We start from the raw sequence: 18980 nt of genomic DNA on the forward strand, positions 1-18980 counted from the left end.
GCCCGCCCGTGGCCTCAGCCCTGCTTCGTGCGCAGCAACGAGCCGCGTGCGGGCAGGTCCACCGAGGCCAGGAGGTCCAGCTTGTCCGCGGCATCCGATGCGGGGTCCGGGTGGAAGACGACGAGGTTCAGGCTCTCGGCCCCGCCGACGCTCAGCCGCTCCCTGTTGAGAGTGAGTTCTCCGACCCGCGGGTGATCGAGCCGGATCGGCGTCCCGCTCTGCCCGCGGACCTCATGGCGGGCCCAGAGTCGGCGGAACAGAGGGCTCGCCAGCGAAAGCTCTCCGACCAGCTCGACGAAGCGGGCATCGTCGGTGTCCTTGCCGACCGCCTGCCGCAGGTTGGCGACGAGGCACTCCGTGACGTTCTCCCACTCCGGGTACAGCCCCTGTTGTCCAGTGTCCAGGAACATGTCCCTCAGCTGGTTGCGGCCCACGACGAGACCGGGATCGAGAGCCCTGGCGAGCGTGTTCGAGGCAAGGACGTCGAAGTACCTCCCTTCGACGAAGGCAGGCTGCACGAGGGAGTCAAGAAGCGTGAGCACGCCGGATGGCACGGTCTCCTTGCGCGGTCGGCGCCTGCGCCGACGGGGCACGTCCGACACCAAGGTCAGCAGGTGGGCGAAATGATCCTCGTCGAGCTGCAGCACGCGCGCGATCGACTCGAGCACCTGCACCGACGGCTTTCGATCGCGCCCGCGCTCCAGCCGCAGGTAGTAGTCGGCGCTGATGCCGGCGAGCATGGCGACCTCCTCCCTCCGCAGGCCAGGCACCCGCCGCACGCCGTGGTCGGGGATGCCTGCCTGTTCGGGCGTCACCAGCTCGCGCCGGGCGCGCAGGTACGTGCCGAGGGCGTTCGGCTTCTCGCTCATGCGACGAGCGTAGGTCGCCGTGACGCCGGCAGGGAGGGTCCTGCCGGACCCCCGGCTCGACAGGGCTCTGGGAGCACAGGACGGCCCGGCCTAGCGTCACCATCGGCCGCTCGGCCCAGACACCGAGGAAGGGAAAACCATGACCGTCACACTGATCACCGGAGCCAACAAGGGCATCGGTCTCGAGACCGCCAAGCAGTTGCTCGAGCTGGGGCACGTCGTCTACGTCGGCGCGCGCGACGTCGGGCGCGGGAGGTCGGCGGCGGCAGCGATCGGCGCGCGGTTCGTACACCTCGACGTGACCGACGACGCGTCGGTGAACGACGCGCTGGCGACGATCGGTGCGGCCGAGGGCCGCTTGGACGTGTTGGTGAACAACGCGGGGATCCTGCCGGCCGGAGACATCGACGGCCCGTCGGCGCTGCGCGCCTTCGACACCAACGCGGTGGGGATCGTGCGAGTCACGGAGGCGGCGCTCCCCCTGCTGCGCCGTTCCGCGAACCCCACCGTCGTCAACGTCTCGAGCAGCGCCGGGTCGTTCTGGGCGGTGACCAACCCCGACCGGCCGGAGTTCCACCTGCCCATCACCCTCTACGCCGCGTCCAAGGCGGCCGCCACCATGCTCACGGTGCAGTACGCCAAGGCCCATCCGGGCATCACGTTCAACGCGCTGGAGCCCGGCACCACCGCCACGGACATGACCGCGGGCCTCGGGATCGGGAGGCCGCCCGAGGTGAGCGCGAGGACCGTCGTGGGCCTGGCGACCCGAGGCGCGGACGGGCCGACCGGAACCCTCCAGGACGAGCACGGGGTGATGCCCTGGTAGCCGTGCCGGAATTCCGGGCGAGGCCGCCCGGCCGCGGATCGACGACGCGTGGATGACCGTCCGCGGCCTCGCCGAAGGCCCCGGGCCGCTCCGGTGCTCAGCCCTTGTGCCTGCGGATCTCTTCCGCCGCCTGGGGAAGGACGTCCGCCAGCTCGCCGATGACCGCGAAGTCGCAGATCTCGAAGATCGGTGCCTCCGGGTCGCTGTTCACCGCGACGATGTGCTGCGACGCCTGCATGCCGCCCCGGTGGTGCGGCGCTCCGGAGATGCCGGCGCCGATGTAGACCCGCGGTGCGACGGTGACGCCGGTCTGCCCCACGTAGGTGTCCCACCAGCCCTCGAAGACCGCGTCGCGGGACGCGCCGACGGCCGCGCCGAGTGCGTCGGCCAGGTCCACCACGGGCGCGAAGTCGCCGTCGGTCCCCCGCCCGCCCGCGACGACGATCGCCGCCTCCTCCAGCGGGGGACGGTCGCCCGAGCGAGCCTTCACCTCCCGCGACGCGAGCGTCACGCCCAGCTCCGGCACCTCGACGGGCAGCGGTTCGGTCTGCGTGTTCACGGGCGCCGCGGCGGGGGCGGGGACGACGGCGTTGGCGCGCACGGTCAGCACCGCGACGTCGGTGGTCACCTCGCACGACGTGTCCCACGACCCGGCGAAGACGCGCTTCGACCCCACGATGCGGCCGTCGTCGCCCTCGGACACCCCGGCGGCGTCGATGATCAGGCCCGCGTCCAGCGCGCGGGCGGTCAGTGCCGCGGCTTCCTTCGCCGCGAAGCTGCTCGGGAGCAGCACGACGTCGGCGTCCGCGCGGCGCACGGCCGCGGCCAGGGCCGCCGCGACGACGGCGGGCAGGTGGCGCTCGTCACCTGTCACCACGTGACCGGCGGCGTCGGAGAACTCCGCCTGGTGCACGGACTCGACGCCGTACGCCTCGAGCTGGGCGAGCACCTCGACGCCTACGCCCTCCAGGGCGACCGCCTCGACGGTGCCGAGGGCACGGGCGATCGTGAAGAGTTCCAGGGCACTGGTGCGGATCTCGGTGGCCGGGTCGAGCAGGACCAGGACCGTGCGGTTCGTCATCTCGGGTCCCCTCTCAGACCAGGTCGTTCGTGATCAGGTACGCGGCCAGGGCCTTGCCGCCCTCGCCCTTGTCCGTGACGAGCTCCGCCTCGGGCCGCTCGGGGCGCGGAGCGGCGTTCAGCGCCCGGGTACGCACGGCGGGTGCGGAGTCCAGCCCGATGTCCGACGCCGTCCACGCCTCGACCTGCTTGCCGCGCGCGGCCATGATGCGCTTGAAGTTGGGCAGCCGAGGCTGGTTCGCGGTGTCCGTCACCGACAGCACCGCGGGCAGCGGCGCGGAGAGCTCCTCGGTGACGTCGTCGTGCTCGCGGGTCACGGACAGGACGCCGTCGGACACGCCGACCTTCTTGGCGAGCGTGAGCGCGGGGCGGCCGAGTTCTGCCCCGAGCAGCGTGGGGACCACGGAGCCGAGGCCGTCGAGCGCTGCCATGCCGGTGATCACCAGGTCGACGGGGCCCTCGGACTCGAGCTTCCGGACGGCGGCGGCCAGGGCCGCGGCGGTCGCGAAGTAGTCGGCGCCGGCAAGGATGTCGTCGGACACCCGGACGCCGCGGTCGACGCCGAGCTGGAACGCCTTGCGCAGCGCGGGGTCGCCGTCGGGCGGCGCCACCGTCAGGGCGACGACCTCGCCGGAGCCTGCCGCCTCGACGATCTGCAGGGCGGCCTCGACGGCGTTCTCGTCGAGCTCGTTGAGGGTGCCCTCGTCGGGCGTGCGGCGGACGCGACAGTCCTCGAAGCCCCGGTCCGTGTTGATGTCGGGGACGTACTTGACCGTGACGACGATGCGCATGGCAGAACCCTAACCGGGCGGACCGGACGGCATGCGCCCGGTGTCGCCAGTCGGGACGCACCGGCGGAGCGGACGCCGAGCGGTCGGTCCGATGTCGAGCGGTCGGTCCCCCGAGCGACCGACCGCACGGACAGGGGACCGACCGCTCGACGACCGACCGACCGCATCCGCGACGGCGTGCGGGCCGTCCTGCGGAGGAGTCAGGACCGTGCGGCGAGGAACACCTGGACGCTCAGCGCGTCGAGCGTCGTCGTGGCGTCGCAGTGGCGTTCCTCCTCGTCCGGGGGTTCGGGGCGGTCCCAGGCGGAGTCCCAGACCCGGTCCCAGCACTTCTCCCGGACGGCTTCCGAGCCGGCCCCCTCCTCGCCGGCGGCCTTCGACGCGCCGGGGACCGGCGGCAGGGTCACGTCGACGTCGGACAGGCCCCCGTTGATCACCAGCAGGACGTCCGCGTCGTCGTCACCCGGGCCCGATCGAAGCATCTGCAGCACACGCCGGCCCGGTGTGTCCCAGGCGGCCACGTCCATGAGCCGACCGCTCTCGGCGAACCACAGCAGGTCGGGTTCGGGCTCGTGGGGCCGCGGGGTGCCGAGGAAGAACGAGTCGGCGCGCAGGGCGGGGTGCTCCTGGCGCAGGTTCGCCAGGAAGCGTGTGGTCGCGAGGAGGTCCTCGCTCGCGGCGTCCAGCTTCCATGACACCCAGGACACCTCGTTGTCCTGCACGTACGCGTTGTTGTTCCCTGCCTGCGAGCGCCCGGACTCGTCGCCGGCGGTGATCATGGGCGTGCCCGCCCCGAGCAGGAGCATCGCGAGCAGGTTCCGCTGCGAGCGCCGCCGCAGCGGCACGATCGCCTCCCAGTGCTCGGTGGTGGCGTCGTCGCCCCGCGGCGAGTGGCCTTCGAGGCCGTGGTTCCACGAGAGGTTGTTGTCGGTGCCGTCGCGGTTGTCCTCGCCGTTGGCGTGGTTGCGTTTGTGCTCGTAGGCGACCAGGTCGGCGAGGGTGAAGCCGTCATGGGCGGTGACGTAGTTCACCGAGGCCACCGGGCCCCGCACCAGCGGCGGGTCGCCGGGGCCGAACAGGTCGGCCGACCCTGCCAGGCGTGTCGCGAGTTCCCGCAGACCGCTCATCGGGCCGCCGTGCGAGCCGTGCTTGGGGGCGTCCAGCCAGAACCCGCGGACGGCGTCGCGGAACCGGTCGTTCCACTCGGCGAGCGGCGGGGGGAACTGCCCGGTCTGCCAGCCTCCGGGGCCCACGTCCCACGGCTCGGCGACGAGCTTGAGCCCCGACAGGACGGGATCGGTCTGCAGTGCGACGAGGAAGGGGTGGTCCGGGTCGAACCCGAAGGAGCCGCGGGCGAGGGTCACCGCCAGGTCGAACCGGAACCCGTCCACGCCGATGGTCTGCGCCCAGTAGCGCAGGGAGTCGAGGGCCAGCTGGATGACACGCGGCCGCCGGAAGTCGAGCGAGTTGCCGGTGCCGGTGACGTCGGCGAGCGCGGCCGGGGAGGCGCCGTCGTGCAGGTAGTAGACGGGGTTGTCGAGGCCGCGCCAGGACAGGTGGAGGCCGTCGTCGCCGCCTTCGCAGGTGTGGTTGTAGACGACGTCGAGCAGCACCTCGATGCCGGCGGCGTGCAGGAGGTGGACCATGCCGCGCACCTCGTCGAGCACCGCCTCGGCGCCGCGCTCCTGTGCGGCGCGGGTGGCGTAGGAGCTGTTGGGGGCGAAGAAGCCGAGCGTGTTGTAGCCCCAGTAGTTGGTCAGGCCCTGCGTGGCGAGGCGGGCCTCGGTGGCGGAGGCGTGGATCGGCAGGAGTTCCAGGGTGGTGACGCCGAGCGAGGTGAGGTGCTCGATGGTGGCGGGGTGGGCGAGCCCGGCGTAGGTGCCGCGCAGGTCCTCGGGGATCCGTTCGTCGAGGAGGGTCAGGCCGCGTACGTGGGCCTCGTAGATGACGGTGTCGGCCCAGGGCACCCGTGGCCGGGTGAGCGGCTGGGGCGGGGTCAGCGGTCCGACGACGACGCCGTGCGGTACGTGCGGCATCGAGTCGCGGTCGTCGGGTGGGCCGTAGGGGTCTGCCCGGAGGGTGCCGTCGTCGCCGACCTGTGGTGATCCGAGCACCTCGGGCACGTGGTGGAGTTCTCCGACCAGACCGCGGGCGTAGGGGTCCACGAGGAGCTTGGCCGGGTTGTGGCGGAGTCCGGCCCGGGGGTCCCAGGGCCCGTACGCGCGGAAGCCGTAGCGCTGGCCCGGGGCGACGTCGGGTACGTGGGTGTGCCAGACGCCGTAGACGGGCCCTTCGAGCTCGATGCGGCGTTCCCGGAAACCGCCGGAGCCGTCGGCGTCGATGAGGCAGAGGTCCATGGCCGTGGCGTGGGACGCGAGGACGGCGACGTCGATGCCTCCGTCGGGGGTGGGGTGGACGCCGAGCGGCGGCACGTGGCTGCGGTGCCGGGTGGGCTGTTTCAGGGGCCGGACGACCGGCCGCGGCTCGGGGTCTCCGGGGACGCGCTGCGGAGTCACGGTCATGGCCCCATCGTGGCACGTCTACCGCTACGCTTCCGTCATGTCTGACGCCGTCTCCAACAACGGTCCCGCGATCAGCGACGACGCGGTCGCCACGGACGTCATCGTGGTCGGCGGGGGCCTGTCCGGCCTGGTCACGGCAACGGAGCTGGCCGCGGCCGGGAAACGGGTGGTCGTCGTCGACCAGGAGCCGGCCCGCTCGCTGGGCGGCCAGGCGTGGTGGTCGTTCGGCGGCCTGTTCCTCGTCGGTTCCCCGGAGCAGCGGCGTGTCGGCGTGCGCGACGACGCCGATCTCGCGTTCGCCGACTGGCTCGGTTCGGCGCGGTTCACCCCTGGTGCGGACCGTGGCGAGGGCCCCGACCGGCACGGCTACGCCTGGGCGAAGGGTTTCGTCGAGTTCGCGGCGGGCGAGATGCGTCCGTGGCTGCACGGCAAGGGCGTGCGCTGGTTCCCGCTCGTGCAGTGGGCCGAGCGCGGCGGCTATCCCGTGACGGGCGGGGGCGACGGGGGCGTCGAGCACGGCAACTCCGTCCCTCGCTTCCACGTCACGTGGGGCACGGGGCCTGGCCTTCTGGAACCGTTCGTGCGTGCCGCCCGTGAGGCGGTGCGCGCCGGTCTGCTCGACCTGAGGTTCCGTCACCGTGTCGTCGAGGTGCTGCGCTCCGGTGGTGTCGTGACCGGGGTGCGCGCGGAGGTGCTGGCCGACGACGGCGCCCCGGCCGGGGCGCCGTTCTCGGGGCGGGGCACGCCGTCGTCGCGCGACGTCACGGGTGAGGTGGAGCTGCACGCCCAGGCCGTCGTGATCGCCTCGGGCGGCATCGGCGCCAACCACGACCTCGCCCGTGCCCGCTGGCCCCGGGAGGCGGGCACCCTGCCCGCACGCATGCTGTCCGGTGTGCCCGACTCGACGGACGGGCTCATGCTGGGCGTCGCGCGCGAGGCCGGGGCGGCGCTGGTCCACGAGGACCGCATGTGGCACTACCCGGAGGGCATCGCGAACCACTCCCCCGTCTGGACCGACCACGGCATCCGGATCCTGCCGGGCCCGTCGTCGCTCTGGCTCGACGCCGACGGCGGGCGCCTGCCCGCGCCGCTCTACCCGGGATTCGACGCGCTGGGCGCGCTGCGGCACCTCACGAGCCGCGGCGACGACCACTCCTGGTTCGTGCTGAACACGACGATCATGGAGAAGGAGTTCGCGCTGTCGGGCTCCGAGCAGAACCCGGACCTGACGGGGAAGTCGGTGCCGCAGCTCATCGAGCGCGTGCGCGGCAAGGCGGTACCGGTGCGGACGTTCGCGGAGCAGTCCCCCGAGTTCGTCTGGGGCGCGACGCCGGCCGAGCTCGCCGCCGGCATGAACGCCCTCACCGAGGCGACGCCGGGCTCGACGGGCCACATCGACGCCGCCGCGCTCGCGCGGGTCGTCGCGGCCCGGGACGCGCAGGTGCTGTCCGGCCTCGGGAAGGACCCGCAGGTCGTGGCGACCCGGGCCGCGCGGTCGTTCTGGGTGGACCGGCGCATCCGCGTCGCACCGGCGCGTGCGCTCACCGACCCGGCCGACGGCCCCATGCTCGCCGTGCGGCTGAGCGTGCTGACCCGCAAGACGCTGGGCGGCCTCTGGTGCGACCCGGCGGGGAGGGTCCTCGACCCGGCGGGTGAGGTGGTCGAGGGGCTGTGGGCGGTCGGCGAGGCGGCGGGCTTCGGCGGCGGCGGCGTGCACGGCCATCGCGCGCTGGAGGGCACGTTCCTGGGCGGGTGCGTGTTCACCGGGCGGACCACCGGACGGGCGGTGGCGGGACAGCTCGCGTGAGTGGTGGCCGTGCTCGTCCGAGCGCTGCCGACCGGCGGACAGATGACGCGAAAGCCCGCCCGGCGCAGTAGGTTCGGTGCCATGCTGGGACGCGACGAACGAGAGTCCTCCGCGCACGCGCTGCTCGCGGCGCGCGCGCAGGGGTGGTCCACCGAACCCGTCGAACTGCTGGACCTGGGTACCACGGCCGACACGCTGGCCACCGTCGCGAGCATCGCCGACCTCGCGGCGGTCGTGCACCTCGGCCACCCGGAACAGCCCTCGCCGGGGCTGGAACGCGCGCTGCTGGAGGGCTCCCCGTCGCTCGTCGTGACCGCGGCCGTGCCGGTCGAGCCGCAGTGGGTCTGGGTGGGCGCCGGCGGCAGCTCCGGCGGCCAGGTCGTGGTCGACGAGGCCGGGCTGCGTGACTGCGCCGCCGTCCTGCGCGGGCTGGGCGTGCACCCGCGCCTGGTTCCCACCCGTACCCCGGTGGCCGAGCGCGTCGCACTCGCCGGGCCGGACGGCTCGCTCGTCGTGGAGAGGTCCCGCGTGCCCGCGGGCTTCACCGAGCTGCCGGACAGCGCCGTCCTCGCCGACCGGGGACCGGTCTGGTACGGCCTGCTCCGGGCGCGCGACGTCGTGCCCGCGTTCACCGCGCCCGCCCAGGTGTGGCTGGCGTTCGGCCCGTACGACGACCACCGCGGATCTCTCCAGCCCACGCTCGCCGTCATCGCCGACGCCGGGATCGACCTGCAGCACCTGCGCAGCCAGGCGTCCCTCACCGGGCCGCACGTGTTCTTCACGTCGTTCTCCTGCCCGACGTCGGCGGTGCTGTCCGCTCTCGTCGACGAGCTCGACACCCGCGGGATCGCGCACCGTACCCTCGCCGTCCTGCCGGGTGCGACGTTCGAGCCCGGCCCCGACCGCGCCGCGCCGCAGTGGGCGGGCGAGCTGTGAGCGGCGCGCTGCGCGCCGCGTACCTCGGCCCGGAGGGCACGTTCACGCACCAGGCGGTCCGTGAGTGGCTCGCGCTCCGCGCCAAGGGGGACGACGGAGGGCTCGTGTCCGCCGCGTCGGGCACTGCGGCGGCCGGCGGGCGGTCCGATGCGGCCCAGCCGCGCACCACGGTGGCGGACGTGCACGACGCGGTCTCGGCGCGCACCGCCGACGTCGGCGTCGTCGCCATCGAGAGCTCGGTCGAGGGCTACGTGGTGCCGTCACTGGACGCGCTGATCGGAAGCCCCGACGTCGTGGCCGTCGACGAGGTCGTGCTGGACGTCTCGTTCGACGCGTTCGTGCGCCCGGACCACGCCGAGCTGCGTGAGGTGAGCGCCCACCCCCACGGACTGGCGCAGTGCTCGCGGTTCGTCGCGGACAGCGGGCTGCGTCCGACACCGTCGTCGTCCAACGCGGCCGCCTGCCGCGACGCCGGCCCGCACACCGTCGCCCTCGGCCCGCCCCTCTGCGGCGAGCTGTACGGGCTGGACACTCATGCCCGCGCCGTCGAGGACTTCCGGGGCGGGCGCACGCGCTTCCTCGTGCTCGCCCCGCGGGACGCCGCCCGGGGACACCTGGACTCGGCGCTCGCCCGGGGTACCTCGGCGTGGCGCACGATGCTCGCGGTCACGCCCCACCTGGTGGGCCCGGGCGTGCTCGCGCGGATCACCGAGACGTTCGCCCGTGCGGGCGTCAACATGTCCAGCCTGATCACCCGCCCGCTGAAGGCGCGGCAGGGCCAGTACGTCTTCGTCATCACGCTGGACGAGGCGGCCTGGGAGTCCGGCGCGCGCACCGTGCTGAGCGATCTCCTGGCTGCGGGCGACGCGCTCAAGACCCTCGGCGTGTTCCCCGCGCCGGACCTCGACGTCGACGGCACGCTCGACCCCGACCACGTCCCGGTCGGCTCGGTGACCGTGGACGCGGGCACCGACGAGATCAGCCGGGGACTGCTGTGGTGACCTCGGTGGGCGTCGTCGGCCTCGGCCTGATCGGCGGGTCGCTCGCCCGGGCCCTCGTGGGAGCCGGTGTCCCGGTGATCGCCACCGACCCGTCCGACGGCGCGCGCTCGGCGGCCCGGTCGGCCGGCATGCAGATCGCCGACGACGTCGCGACGCTGTGCGGAAACCGTCCGGAGACGGTCGTGCTGGCCGTGCCGCTACGGGCCATGCGGGCGGTCGCCGGCGAGGTGGCCGAGGCGCTCGGCCGGGAGCCGGGCTGGGACCCCACCGTCGTCGACGTCGGCTCGGTGAAGGGCCCGGTGCGCGAGGCGATCCGGGACGCCGGACTGGCCGGGCACTACGTCGGAGCGCACCCGATGGCGGGAACCGAGCACAGCGGCTTCGACGCCTCGTTCCCGGACCTGCTGCGCGGTATCCGGTGGGCGGTGACCGTCGACATGACCGCGGAGCCGGCCGCCGTCCGGCCCGGGAACGACGGGCCGGTGCCGGTCACCGTGACCGACCCCGACCGGCTGGCGGGCGTGCTGCGCCTGATCACCGCGCAGCTCGGCGGCACGGCCGCCGTCCTGACCGACGACGCCCACGACGAGGCCGCGGCGCTCGTGTCCCACGTGCCGCACGTGCTGGCGGGCGAACTGCTCGGCCTGGTGGCCGGCGCGCCGGTGCGCGACGTGGCGCTCGGCCTCGCGGCAGGGTCGTTCCGCGACGGGACGCGCGTGGCCTACGGCGACCCCCGGCGCACGGAGGCGATGGTGACGCAGAACGCGGCATGGGTGGGACCCGCGCTGCGGCTCGCGGCACGGGACCTGGAGATGCTGGCCGACGCGCTCGACTCGAACGCGCCCACGGGCTGGTTCTTCGACCGGCCCGAGCCGTTGCGCGGCCGGCGCGCCGGGCACGTGCCCGGCCGGGGCGCGAACGGCGTGGCCGAGATCCCGCTCCGCGAGACCGACCCGCCACCCGAGCAGCGTGTCCCGCTGGAGGGCGACTGGCCGGCGGTGCTGGTGGACCGGTGCGCGGCGGGCGCCGTCGTCGTCCTGATGGAGCCGACGACGGCGGTCCTCACCTGACAGGCGTCAGCCGCCGTTCCCGCCCCCGCCCGTGCACTCGACCGGGTTGTCGGGCTTGTAGGTCCACGTGTACGTCTCGTCCTTCACGAGGTCCCCGTCCAGGTAGACCTTGCGGTAGTTCGAGATCGTGAACCCGTCCTCACCGCCGGGGTAGGCCACGCACTCGGAGTCGTTGCTCTTCACCGTGGAGGTCTCCACGACGTTCTGGTGACCGCTGTCGCTGGTCTCGACCTCGTAGTGCTTGGTGCTCCAGATGCGGACGGTCAGCTGGCCGTTGCTGACGAACGACTGCAGGACGGCCCCGTACGGGGTGTCGTTCTTGAACTTCATGTCGAGCGCGCCGACGTAGATCGTCGCCTCACGTCCCGCCGGGTAGCGGGGGAACCAGAAGCTGTGCTGACGGTGCTCGACGTCGTCGTACCCCGCGAAGTAGCCGGCGTTGTAGCTGGTCGTGGCCATCTGGGAAAGACCGCCCCCGACGCCCTCGACGTGCTGGCCGTTGCTCACGATGCCCGACGCCACGTACCCGTTGGCCTCGGTGATCGGTGAGAGGGCGTCGATCAGCGAGAACGTCTCACCGGGCTTGACCAGCTCGCCCGTGACCATCTCCGCGCCGCGGACCAGGTTCTGCGTACGGACGTTGTCGGCGGTGAGCGGCGTCGAGAACTCCGAGACGATCTCCTTGACGCCGAGCTGCTGGAGCGCCTCCTTGGTGTTCTCCGGGTCCTGTTCGTGCAGCTCCACCGACGCGACCCGGTCGTCGCCCCGTGCCGCGGCGTTGACCGCCTCACCGACCTCCTTGGGCCGCAGCGTCGTCCCCGGGCCTCCGCCGACCACCTGCGGCCGGCCGTCCTGGAACACGAAGTGCGCGTCCTCCGGGATGGTGAGGAGGTTCGCGGTGCGCTCGACGATCGTGTTCACGAGGCCCTCGCGGTCCAACCGGAGGGCGAGCGCACCGTCGTGCCGCTCGAAACTCGCGAAGGTCGCGAGGTCCGCCGGGGTGAGCTCGACGCTCTGTCCCCCGACCTCGACCGTCACGGGAGCGGACACCACCGTGTTCGCCGTGTCCATCGCGGCGTCGACCTCGGCCTGGGTGACCTCCGGCTCGATCTCTCGTGTCGGGAGCGTGAACGGCGGTTCGGAGCGCAACCAGCTGGAGGTGATGACGGCTCGCGCGCCTGCCGTGTCCACCGTCGAGCCGCGCCTGGCGTCCGTGGCCTTCGGTGCGCCGTCCTGGAACGCGACCGCGCCGTTCGCCGCCTTGACCGCCATCGACTCCTCGAGGCCGTCGACGGCGCTGCCGAGCTTCTTCTCGTCGACGTCGAGGACGAGTTCCGCCTCCGCGCCGCCGAAGAAGTGCTCCCACATGCGTGTGGGGTCGAGAGAGAACCCGGTGAGGGCGTCGACGGTCGCCTCGGCGTCGTACGCCAGGCCGGCCTTGGCCGGCTTGAGCGTGGACTCCGCCTGGCCTGCGACCAGTGCCACGGGCTTCTCCGCCCGCGGCGCGAGCGCCTCGTCGAGCGTGGCGACCGCCTCGTCGCGCGACTGGCCGCCGAGGTCGACCCCGGCCACCTCGACGCCGTTCGGCACGGCGCCTGCCTGGACGCCCGCGATGATCGCGAAGAGACCGAGGAGGGCCACGACGGCCGCACCGACACCCAGCGCGAGCCTGCGGCCCCGGCGGGGTGCGCGGTCGTCCTGGATGCCCAGGGTCCACGAGCCGCCCTCCGGCGGAGGCGGGAACTGACCCGATCCGCCCGGCCCCCCGGGCGCGGGCGGCCAGCTCGACCCGAGTCCGCCCGGCCGCGCGGACGGACCGGACGCGTCGGACGCGTCCGGTCCGCCGGGTCCCGCGACACTGCCGAGCGGTACCTGGCCCGGGCGTGTGCCGCCGCCGTCAGGAGAGCCGGGAGAGCCCTGTGGGGTGTCGTTCGCCGCCGCGGCACCCACCGGAACGGTGCGGCCGGGGTGGCCGGGACCCGCGGGCGGGACGGCGCCACCGGGAGGCATCGTGCCGGTGCCGGCGGGCGGGACGGTACCCGCGGGCGGGACCGGGCCGACGGGCGGGACCGCGTCCGCCGGCGGAACGTTCCCCGCCGGCTGAGCCTGCCCCGCGAGCGGGACGGCGTCGACCGGGGGAACACCACCGGCGGGAGGGGTCTCGCCGGCGAGCGGGACGCCGCCGGCCGGCGGGACCGCCACGGTCGGCGGGGTCGCGGGCGGTGGGGTCGCGGGCGGCGGGGTCGCGGGGCCGTCGGGGTGCCGCACGGCGTGGGGATTCACGACTCGCGCGATCGCACCCGTCAGCGGCTTGAGCTTCGGGATCATGCCGGTGATCGGCCGGATGAACGGGTTGTCGCTGCCCCGGCCCGCGGGAGCGGCGCCCTCGCCCGGGGCCGCACCCTCGCCCGGCGAGCCGGCAGCCGCGCCCTTGCCCGGCCGCGGCTTCTTGGCCGGCCGCTCGAACGCGAAGACACGAGGCGTGTACCCCACCTGCTTGGTGGGGCTCGCCGGACGTTCCGGAGTCAGGTTGTCGACCACCGACTGCAGGACCGCGGCCTGGTCGCCGTCCGCGTCCGCCCCGGAAGCCGCGGCGGACGCCGCCGCCCCGGCCCGCGCCGCGGCCGACGACGAGCCACCCGGCACGGTGGGCCCGGACTGCGCGGCGGGAACCGACGACGAGGCCGTGCCCGACGACGAACCGGATGACGTGGCCGAACCGGATGACGTGGCGGGACCGGGCGACGTGGCCGAACCGGACGACGTGGCGGGACCGGACGACGACGACGCGCGCGGCGCGGCGGGTTCCGGCGCGGCGGCGCCGGACCGTGGCGCGGCGGAGCCTGACGGGCGGGCGGGCACCTGCGGCGCGGCCGGCCCTGCCGGTTCGGCGGAGGACCGCGGCCCGTCGGGTTGCGGTCCGGCCGGTCCGGACGGCTGAGCGGGAGCCTGCGAGGACGTAGAAGACGATGGCTGCCGGGCCGGCACCGGGGCACCCTGCGCCGGAACGGACGGCGGGGTGCCCGGCGCCGGAGCCGGCGGAGTGGCGGGTGCCGGCCCGGCGCCGGCGGAGGTCGCCGAGGCCGCGGAGGGCGGCGTGCCGTCCGCGGCACCCTCGGATGCCGCGGACAGAGCCTTGGCACCAGGAGTCACTGCCGGCTCGGGCGTCGATCGCGGAGCGGGAGTGGTCGCGGGTGAGGGCGAATGGGGCGAGGTCCCGCCGTCGCCGGAGGTCCCACCCTGGCCTGAGGTCCCGCCTTGGCCTGGGGTCCCACCCTGGCCCGAGGTCCCGCCCTGGCCGGGGACACCGTCCTGGCCCGGCACAGGAGGCCGCGTCGGTCCGTCGGACCGGCCCGGTGCGGGGGCGGGAGCACCGCTCTGCCCGGACGGAGGAACCGGCACGGCTGACGAAGGAGCAGGGCCGGAGGCGTCGCTCTGCCCTGACGAGGGAACGGGAGCGCCCCCCGGGGCCTGTGCGGAGCCGGGCGCGGGCGCCGAACCTGGAACGGGTGGCGCGGGAGCCCGCGGAGGGGTGTTCACCGGGGCGCCGCCGGGCCTCCGGCCGGCGTCGTCCTCGGGGGAACGCCTGGTCGCCGGGTCCACGGGCGTCGCGCCGGGCTCGTTCGCCGGCGGGACGTCAGGGCGCGCCGGCCCGCCACCCGGACCGGGTCGGCTGGACGAGAGCGGCGGCATCGGCTGCCGAGCGTCGTTCGCATCGTTCTGACCGGTCGGCTCTGACGGCTTGTCGTTGTCGGTCGGCTGGCCCATTCACATTGCTCCGTGCAACCTGTCGCGGCGCGGGCTCTCCGCACCGCCAGACACCGTCGCGCACGCACGCGCGGCCGTCCCCGAAGCGCATCCTACTGGCCGGTCAGTGCGCTCCGGACCGGGATTCACCCGGCTCCGAGTGGAGGTTCTGTGCTGGTCACAGACGTACCGGCCACCGGGGCGGCCGACTCCTCCGCCGATCGCCGCAGCGGCTCCTCACGGAACCACGAGGCCGGCAGGAACGCTGCCACGCCCAGGGTCACGACACCGGCATACGTCCAGACGAGCCCGAGCGTCCCCGCCGGGACGAGGACGTCCCCGCCAGAGCCGCGCAACGACATCAGCTGCACCGCCACGATCCAGCCACCCGCGAACGCGAGGAGCGCCCCGTACCCGGACCAGGCCCGGCACATGACCGCGGCCGCCCCGGTGAGCGCGACCGCGAGGGCAGCCCCGGCGTACCAGGACTCGTCGCCGTACCGGTGCACCGCGGTGCCGAGCGCGCCGATGACGAGCCCGAGGGCGACCGCGAGCAGCACCCGGACGACGACGGAGCCCAGGCGCGGACGGTTCGGGTGACGCTCGTGCTGTTCTGTCACCCGCCCATCATCGCGCACTTTGCTGGGTGGTACCTCGATGGTGTGCCAGACTCCGGACGCGAAGCGCGTCGGCCCTTCACGAAGCGGCGCCCGGAACGGAAGGCAACCATGAACGCCCAGACCCTTCAGTCGCAGACCACGCTGTACATCCGGCAGCGCGTGCGGCTCATGGTCAACCAGTACGCCGTGCACGCCGCACGGCCCGACGGCTCGGAAGGCGAGCTCCTCGCCTTCGCCCAGCAGAAGCGCATGGCGATGCGCGAGCAGGTCACGCTGTACACGGACGACACGAAGTCCGTTCCCGTGCTCGGGTTCAAGGCCCGCCAGGTGATGGACCTCGGCGCCACCTACGACGTCACCGACGCCTCCGGTACGCCGATCGGCCTGTTCCGCAAGGACTTCGGCAAGTCGTTCCTCCGCAGCACGTGGTACCTGGAGCAGCCGGGGCTCGGTGAGGCGACCGGACAGGAGCGGAGCATGTGGGTGTCGGTGCTCCGCCGGCTCGTGGAGAGCCTGGACTGGCTGCCCTACCACTTCGACTTCACCATCGGCGGACAGCCGGCGTTCTCGGTCGAGAAGCAGTGGGCGCTCCGCGACAGGTACACGGTGCAGATCCACGATCCGAACCTGGACCGTCGCCTGGTCGTCGCCATGGCGGTCGCCCTGGACGCGCTCCAGGGGCGCTGACCGGCCCGGCCCGATCCGGCCCGGGCGTTCAGGCGCGCGGTGCCACCAGGTAGGTCTCCCGCTCCGGGACGGGCGCGAGCACGCCGTTGCTCAGGGCGTAGAACCCCAGGATGCCCGCTCCCCGGGCGCGGGTGACGTACTGGATCTGCGTGGCGTGCGCGCGCATCGCCGTGAGGACACGGTCGAGCACGGGCGCCACGTCGACACGCTCCGTCGTCCCGGGCAGGTTCTCCTTGGCGAACGGCGGCAAGGGTTCTCCGGGATCGGGCAGGGTCAGTCCGTGTCCGGCGGCGGCCGCGCGGGCCTCCCGGCTCGCGCGGAGGGCCCGCCGGGCGGCTCGGACCTCGTCCGCGGGCGCGACCGCCTGCCACAGCTCGGGAACCGCGGGCGCTCCGCCGGCGGCGAGCAGCGCCAACGCGCGGACCGTGACCTCGTGCGCGCGGACGTGGTCCGGGTGCCCGTACCCGCCGCCTGGCTCGTAGGTCGCCACCACCGCCGGCCGGAGCCTCTCGACGAGACCCGCCAGCCGCAGGGCGGGTCCGTCGAGCGCCACCCGGGCGAACGCCGTCGGCGGTGAGTCGGCGGACGGTCCGGCCACTCCCGGCCGGACCCATTCCATCCCGGAGTCCTCGTACCGCCGCGCGCCCGGCGCGCCAGGAGCATCGCGCACGGCACCATCGGCCGCCGCGGGCATGACCTGGTCCAGGAACACCTGGTCCGCCCCGAGGGCCGCCGTCGCCCGCGCGAGCTCGCGCTCACGCCGGGCGGCCAGCGCCGGACCGTCGCCCTCGAGCGCTGCCAGGCCCTCCGACGTCGTACCGGGGAGCGCGATCACCTCGCCGCGTTCCCCCCGGGTACACGTCACGACCGTGACGGGCCGCCCGGCCGCCGCCCAGGTGGCGACGAGCGCACCGGTGGACAGCGTCTCGTCGTCCGGGTGTGCGTGGACCACCACGAGTCCGCCCTCACCGCCGGACGGCGGGAGCGCGGTGCCGGTCGCGTCCTCCGCGGCCGTGGCCGTCCTGTACCCCCGCCTCACGCGTGGAACCGGGGAACCCGTTCAGGCCCGCTTCGCGCGCGCCGCCGCGCGGGCGCGCTCCGTCTGGTTCAGGACGACCTTGCGGATGCGGACGAACTCCGGCGTCACCTCGACGCACTCGTCCTCCTGCGCGAACTCCAGGGACTCCTCGAGCGTGAGCTTGCGCGGCGGGATCAGGTTCTCGAAGCTGTCCGCGGTCGCCGACCGCATGTTCGTCAGCTTCTTCTCCTTGGTGATGTTGACGTCCATGTCCTCGTTGCGGGAGTTCTCGCCGACGATCATGCCCTCGTAGACCTCCTGCGTGGGGTCGACGAAGAACGACCCGCGCTCCTGCAGGTTGATCATCGCGAACGGCGTCACCTTGCCGGCGCGGTCGGCCACGAGGGATCCGGTCGCGCGCGACTCGATGGGGCCGTGCCACGGCTCGTAACCCTCCGAGATGGACGCGGCGATGCCGGTGCCGCGGGTCTCGGTGAGGAAGCGGGTACGGAACCCGATGAGGCCGCGTGCCGGGACCATGAACTCCATGCGCACCCAGCCGGTGCCGTGGTTCGTCATGGTGTCCATCCGGCCCTTGCGCGCCGCGAGCAGCTGCGTGACGGCGCCCAGGTACTCCTCGGGCACGTCGATGGTCATGCGCTCCATCGGCTCGTGCCGCTTGCCGTCGATCTCCTTGGTGACCACCTGAGGCTTGCCGACGGTGAGCTCGAAGCCCTCGCGGCGCATCTGCTCGACCAGGATGGCCAGCGCCAGCTCACCGCGGCCCTGTACCTCCCACGCGTCGGGACGCTCGGTCGGCAGCACGCGGAGCGAGACGTTGCCGATCAGCTCGGCGTCGAGCCGGTCCTTGACCTGACGCGCGGTGACCTTGTGGCCCTTGCCACCCTTGCCCGCGAGCGGCGAGGTGTTGATCCCGATGGTCATGGAGATCGCCGGGTCGTCCACGGTGATCACCGGAAGCGGACGGGGGTCGTCGATGTCGGTCAGCGTCTCGCCGATCATGATGTCGGCGATGCCCGCCACGGCGACGATGTCTCCCGGGCCCGCCTTCTCGGCCGGGACCCGGTCGAGCGCCTTCGTCTCGAGCAGCTCGGTGATCTTCACGGTCTCGACGGTGCCGTCGTGTCGCGCCCAGGCGACCTGCGCGCCCTTGCGCAGCTCGCCGTTGTGGATGCGCAGCAGCGCGAGGCGGCCGAGGAACGGCGAGGCGTCGAGGTTCGTGACGTGTGCCTGCAAGGGCATGTCCTCGGCATAGGTGGGGGCCGGGATCTTGCCCAGGATGGTGGCGAACAGCGGCTCGAGGTCCTCGTTGGCGGGCAGGGCGCCGTCGGCGGGCTGCTCCGTGTCCGCGCGACCCGCCTTCGCGGAGGCGTAGACGACGGGCACGTCGAGGATCGCGTCCAGGTCGAGGTCGGGGACCTCGTCCGAAAGATCGGAGGCGAGCCCGAGCAGAAGATCCGTGGTCTCCCCGACGACCTCCTCGATGCGGGAGTCGGGACGGTCGACCTTGTTCACCACGACGATCACGGGCAGCTTCGCTGCCAGCGCCTTGCGCAGCACGAACCGGGTCTGGGGCAGCGGGCCCTCGGACGCGTCCACCAGCAGGACCACGCCGTCGACCATCGACAGGCCGCGTTCGACCTCGCCGCCGAAGTCGGCGTGGCCCGGGGTGTCGATCACGTTGATGGTGACGCCGTCCGGCTCGCCGGCGGCCGCCGCGGCGGGACCGGCGTACCGGATCGCCGTGTTCTTCGCGAGGATCGTGATGCCCTTCTCACGCTCCAGGTCACCCGAGTCCATGACCCGGTCGTCGACCTGCTGATGCGCGTCGAAGGCACCGGCCTGCCGGAGCATGGCGTCGACCAGGGTGGTCTTGCCGTGGTCGACGTGGGCGACGATCGCCACGTTGCGCAGGTCGGAGCGGACGGCAAGGGACGTCGCAGCGGAGTTGGGCACGGCTGAACTCATTTCCGAAAAGTCGAGGT

15 protein-coding genes are annotated in these 18980 nt (G+C 73.7%); 7 read left to right on the forward strand and 8 right to left on the reverse strand.

The annotated features are described in order from the left end of the window. Window positions 1-14: 14 nt before the first annotated feature. Window positions 15-869 (reverse strand): helix-turn-helix domain-containing protein, encoded by an 855-nt coding sequence (locus J0911_RS05125; protein ID WP_207274390.1) that lies wholly within the window; start codon window positions 867-869, stop codon window positions 15-17. 139 nt (window positions 870-1008) lie between these two features. Here J0911_RS05125 and J0911_RS05130 point away from each other — a divergent pair, with 139 nt between their 5' ends. Then, the gene (locus tag J0911_RS05130; RefSeq protein WP_207274391.1) at window positions 1009-1695 is read left to right on the forward strand and encodes an SDR family NAD(P)-dependent oxidoreductase; all 687 of its coding nucleotides are present in this window, start codon (window positions 1009-1011) and stop codon (window positions 1693-1695) included. Between the two features lie 97 nt (window positions 1696-1792). Here J0911_RS05130 and J0911_RS05135 read toward each other — a convergent pair whose 3' ends face one another. The 3 genes from J0911_RS05135 to glgX form a co-directional block, all read right to left on the reverse strand. Further along, window positions 1793-2776, reverse strand: a complete 984-nt coding sequence (locus tag J0911_RS05135) for an electron transfer flavoprotein subunit alpha/FixB family protein (RefSeq protein ID WP_207274392.1) — start codon at window positions 2774-2776, stop codon at window positions 1793-1795. A 13-nt stretch (window positions 2777-2789) separates the two neighbouring features. Further along, window positions 2790-3566 carry an electron transfer flavoprotein subunit beta/FixA family protein gene (locus tag J0911_RS05140; protein WP_207274393.1) on the reverse strand — a complete coding sequence of 259 codons (777 nt, stop codon included), beginning with the start codon at window positions 3564-3566 and terminating at the stop codon, window positions 2790-2792. Between the two features lie 200 nt (window positions 3567-3766). Further along, window positions 3767-6088, reverse strand: a complete 2322-nt coding sequence (gene glgX, locus J0911_RS05145) for a glycogen debranching protein GlgX (protein ID WP_207274394.1) — start codon at window positions 6086-6088, stop codon at window positions 3767-3769. A gap of 37 nt (window positions 6089-6125) precedes the next feature. Here glgX and J0911_RS05150 point away from each other — a divergent pair, with 37 nt between their 5' ends. The 4 genes from J0911_RS05150 to J0911_RS05165 all read left to right on the forward strand — a co-directional run bounded on the left by J0911_RS05150 (window position 6126) and on the right by J0911_RS05165 (window position 10902). Further along, window positions 6126-7895: an FAD-binding dehydrogenase gene (locus tag J0911_RS05150; RefSeq protein WP_207274395.1), complete on the forward strand. Its 1770-nt coding sequence runs from the start codon at window positions 6126-6128 to the stop codon at window positions 7893-7895. 81 nt (window positions 7896-7976) lie between these two features. Continuing rightward, on the forward strand, window positions 7977-8831 hold the full coding sequence (locus J0911_RS05155) for a hypothetical protein (RefSeq protein WP_207274396.1): 855 nt from the start codon (window positions 7977-7979) through the stop codon (window positions 8829-8831). Beyond that, complete coding sequence (locus J0911_RS05160; RefSeq protein ID WP_207274397.1) at window positions 8828-9832, forward strand: prephenate dehydratase; 1005 nt, start codon at window positions 8828-8830, stop codon at window positions 9830-9832. The genes J0911_RS05155 and J0911_RS05160 overlap by 4 nt, the downstream gene beginning before the upstream one ends. Further along, on the forward strand, window positions 9829-10902 hold the full coding sequence (locus tag J0911_RS05165) for a prephenate dehydrogenase (protein ID WP_207274398.1): 1074 nt from the start codon (window positions 9829-9831) through the stop codon (window positions 10900-10902). Before J0911_RS05160 ends, J0911_RS05165 begins: the two co-directional genes overlap by 4 nt. A gap of 6 nt (window positions 10903-10908) precedes the next feature. Here the strand turns inward: J0911_RS05165 and J0911_RS21000 are convergent, their stop codons facing one another. After that, window positions 10909-13443, reverse strand: coding sequence for a VanW family protein (locus J0911_RS21000; RefSeq protein ID WP_207274399.1), 2535 nt, complete (start codon window positions 13441-13443; stop codon window positions 10909-10911). Here J0911_RS21000 and J0911_RS05175 point away from each other — a divergent pair. Continuing rightward, entirely contained in the window at window positions 13433-13843 is a 411-nt protein-coding gene (locus J0911_RS05175; protein ID WP_207274400.1) for a hypothetical protein, read from the forward strand. The two genes, J0911_RS21000 and J0911_RS05175, sit on opposite strands and share 11 nt — an antisense overlap. A 952-nt stretch (window positions 13844-14795) precedes the next feature. On the opposite strand, the gene J0911_RS05180 is transcribed toward J0911_RS05175, so the two are convergent. Beyond that, the gene (locus J0911_RS05180) at window positions 14796-15269 is read right to left on the reverse strand and encodes a DUF6113 family protein (RefSeq protein ID WP_207274401.1); all 474 of its coding nucleotides are present in this window, start codon (window positions 15267-15269) and stop codon (window positions 14796-14798) included. Window positions 15270-15377: 108 nt separating this feature from the next. On the opposite strand from J0911_RS05180, the gene J0911_RS05185 reads away from it, so the two are divergent. Beyond that, window positions 15378-15956 carry an LURP-one-related/scramblase family protein gene (locus J0911_RS05185; RefSeq protein WP_207274402.1) on the forward strand — a complete coding sequence of 193 codons (579 nt, stop codon included), beginning with the start codon at window positions 15378-15380 and terminating at the stop codon, window positions 15954-15956. Window positions 15957-15984: 28 nt separating this feature from the next. On the opposite strand, the gene J0911_RS05190 is transcribed toward J0911_RS05185, so the two are convergent. Together J0911_RS05190 and typA are read right to left on the reverse strand one after the other, a co-directional pair. Further along, window positions 15985-16995, reverse strand: coding sequence for a PIG-L family deacetylase (locus J0911_RS05190; protein ID WP_207274403.1), 1011 nt, complete (start codon window positions 16993-16995; stop codon window positions 15985-15987). A gap of 21 nt (window positions 16996-17016) precedes the next feature. Further along, window positions 17017-18951, reverse strand: coding sequence for a translational GTPase TypA (gene typA / locus J0911_RS05195; protein WP_307864920.1), 1935 nt, complete (start codon window positions 18949-18951; stop codon window positions 17017-17019). Window positions 18952-18980 lie beyond the last annotated feature (29 nt).

Source organism: Myceligenerans salitolerans (assembly GCF_017349295.1).
GTDB lineage: Bacteria > Actinomycetota > Actinomycetes > Actinomycetales > Cellulomonadaceae > Myceligenerans > Myceligenerans salitolerans.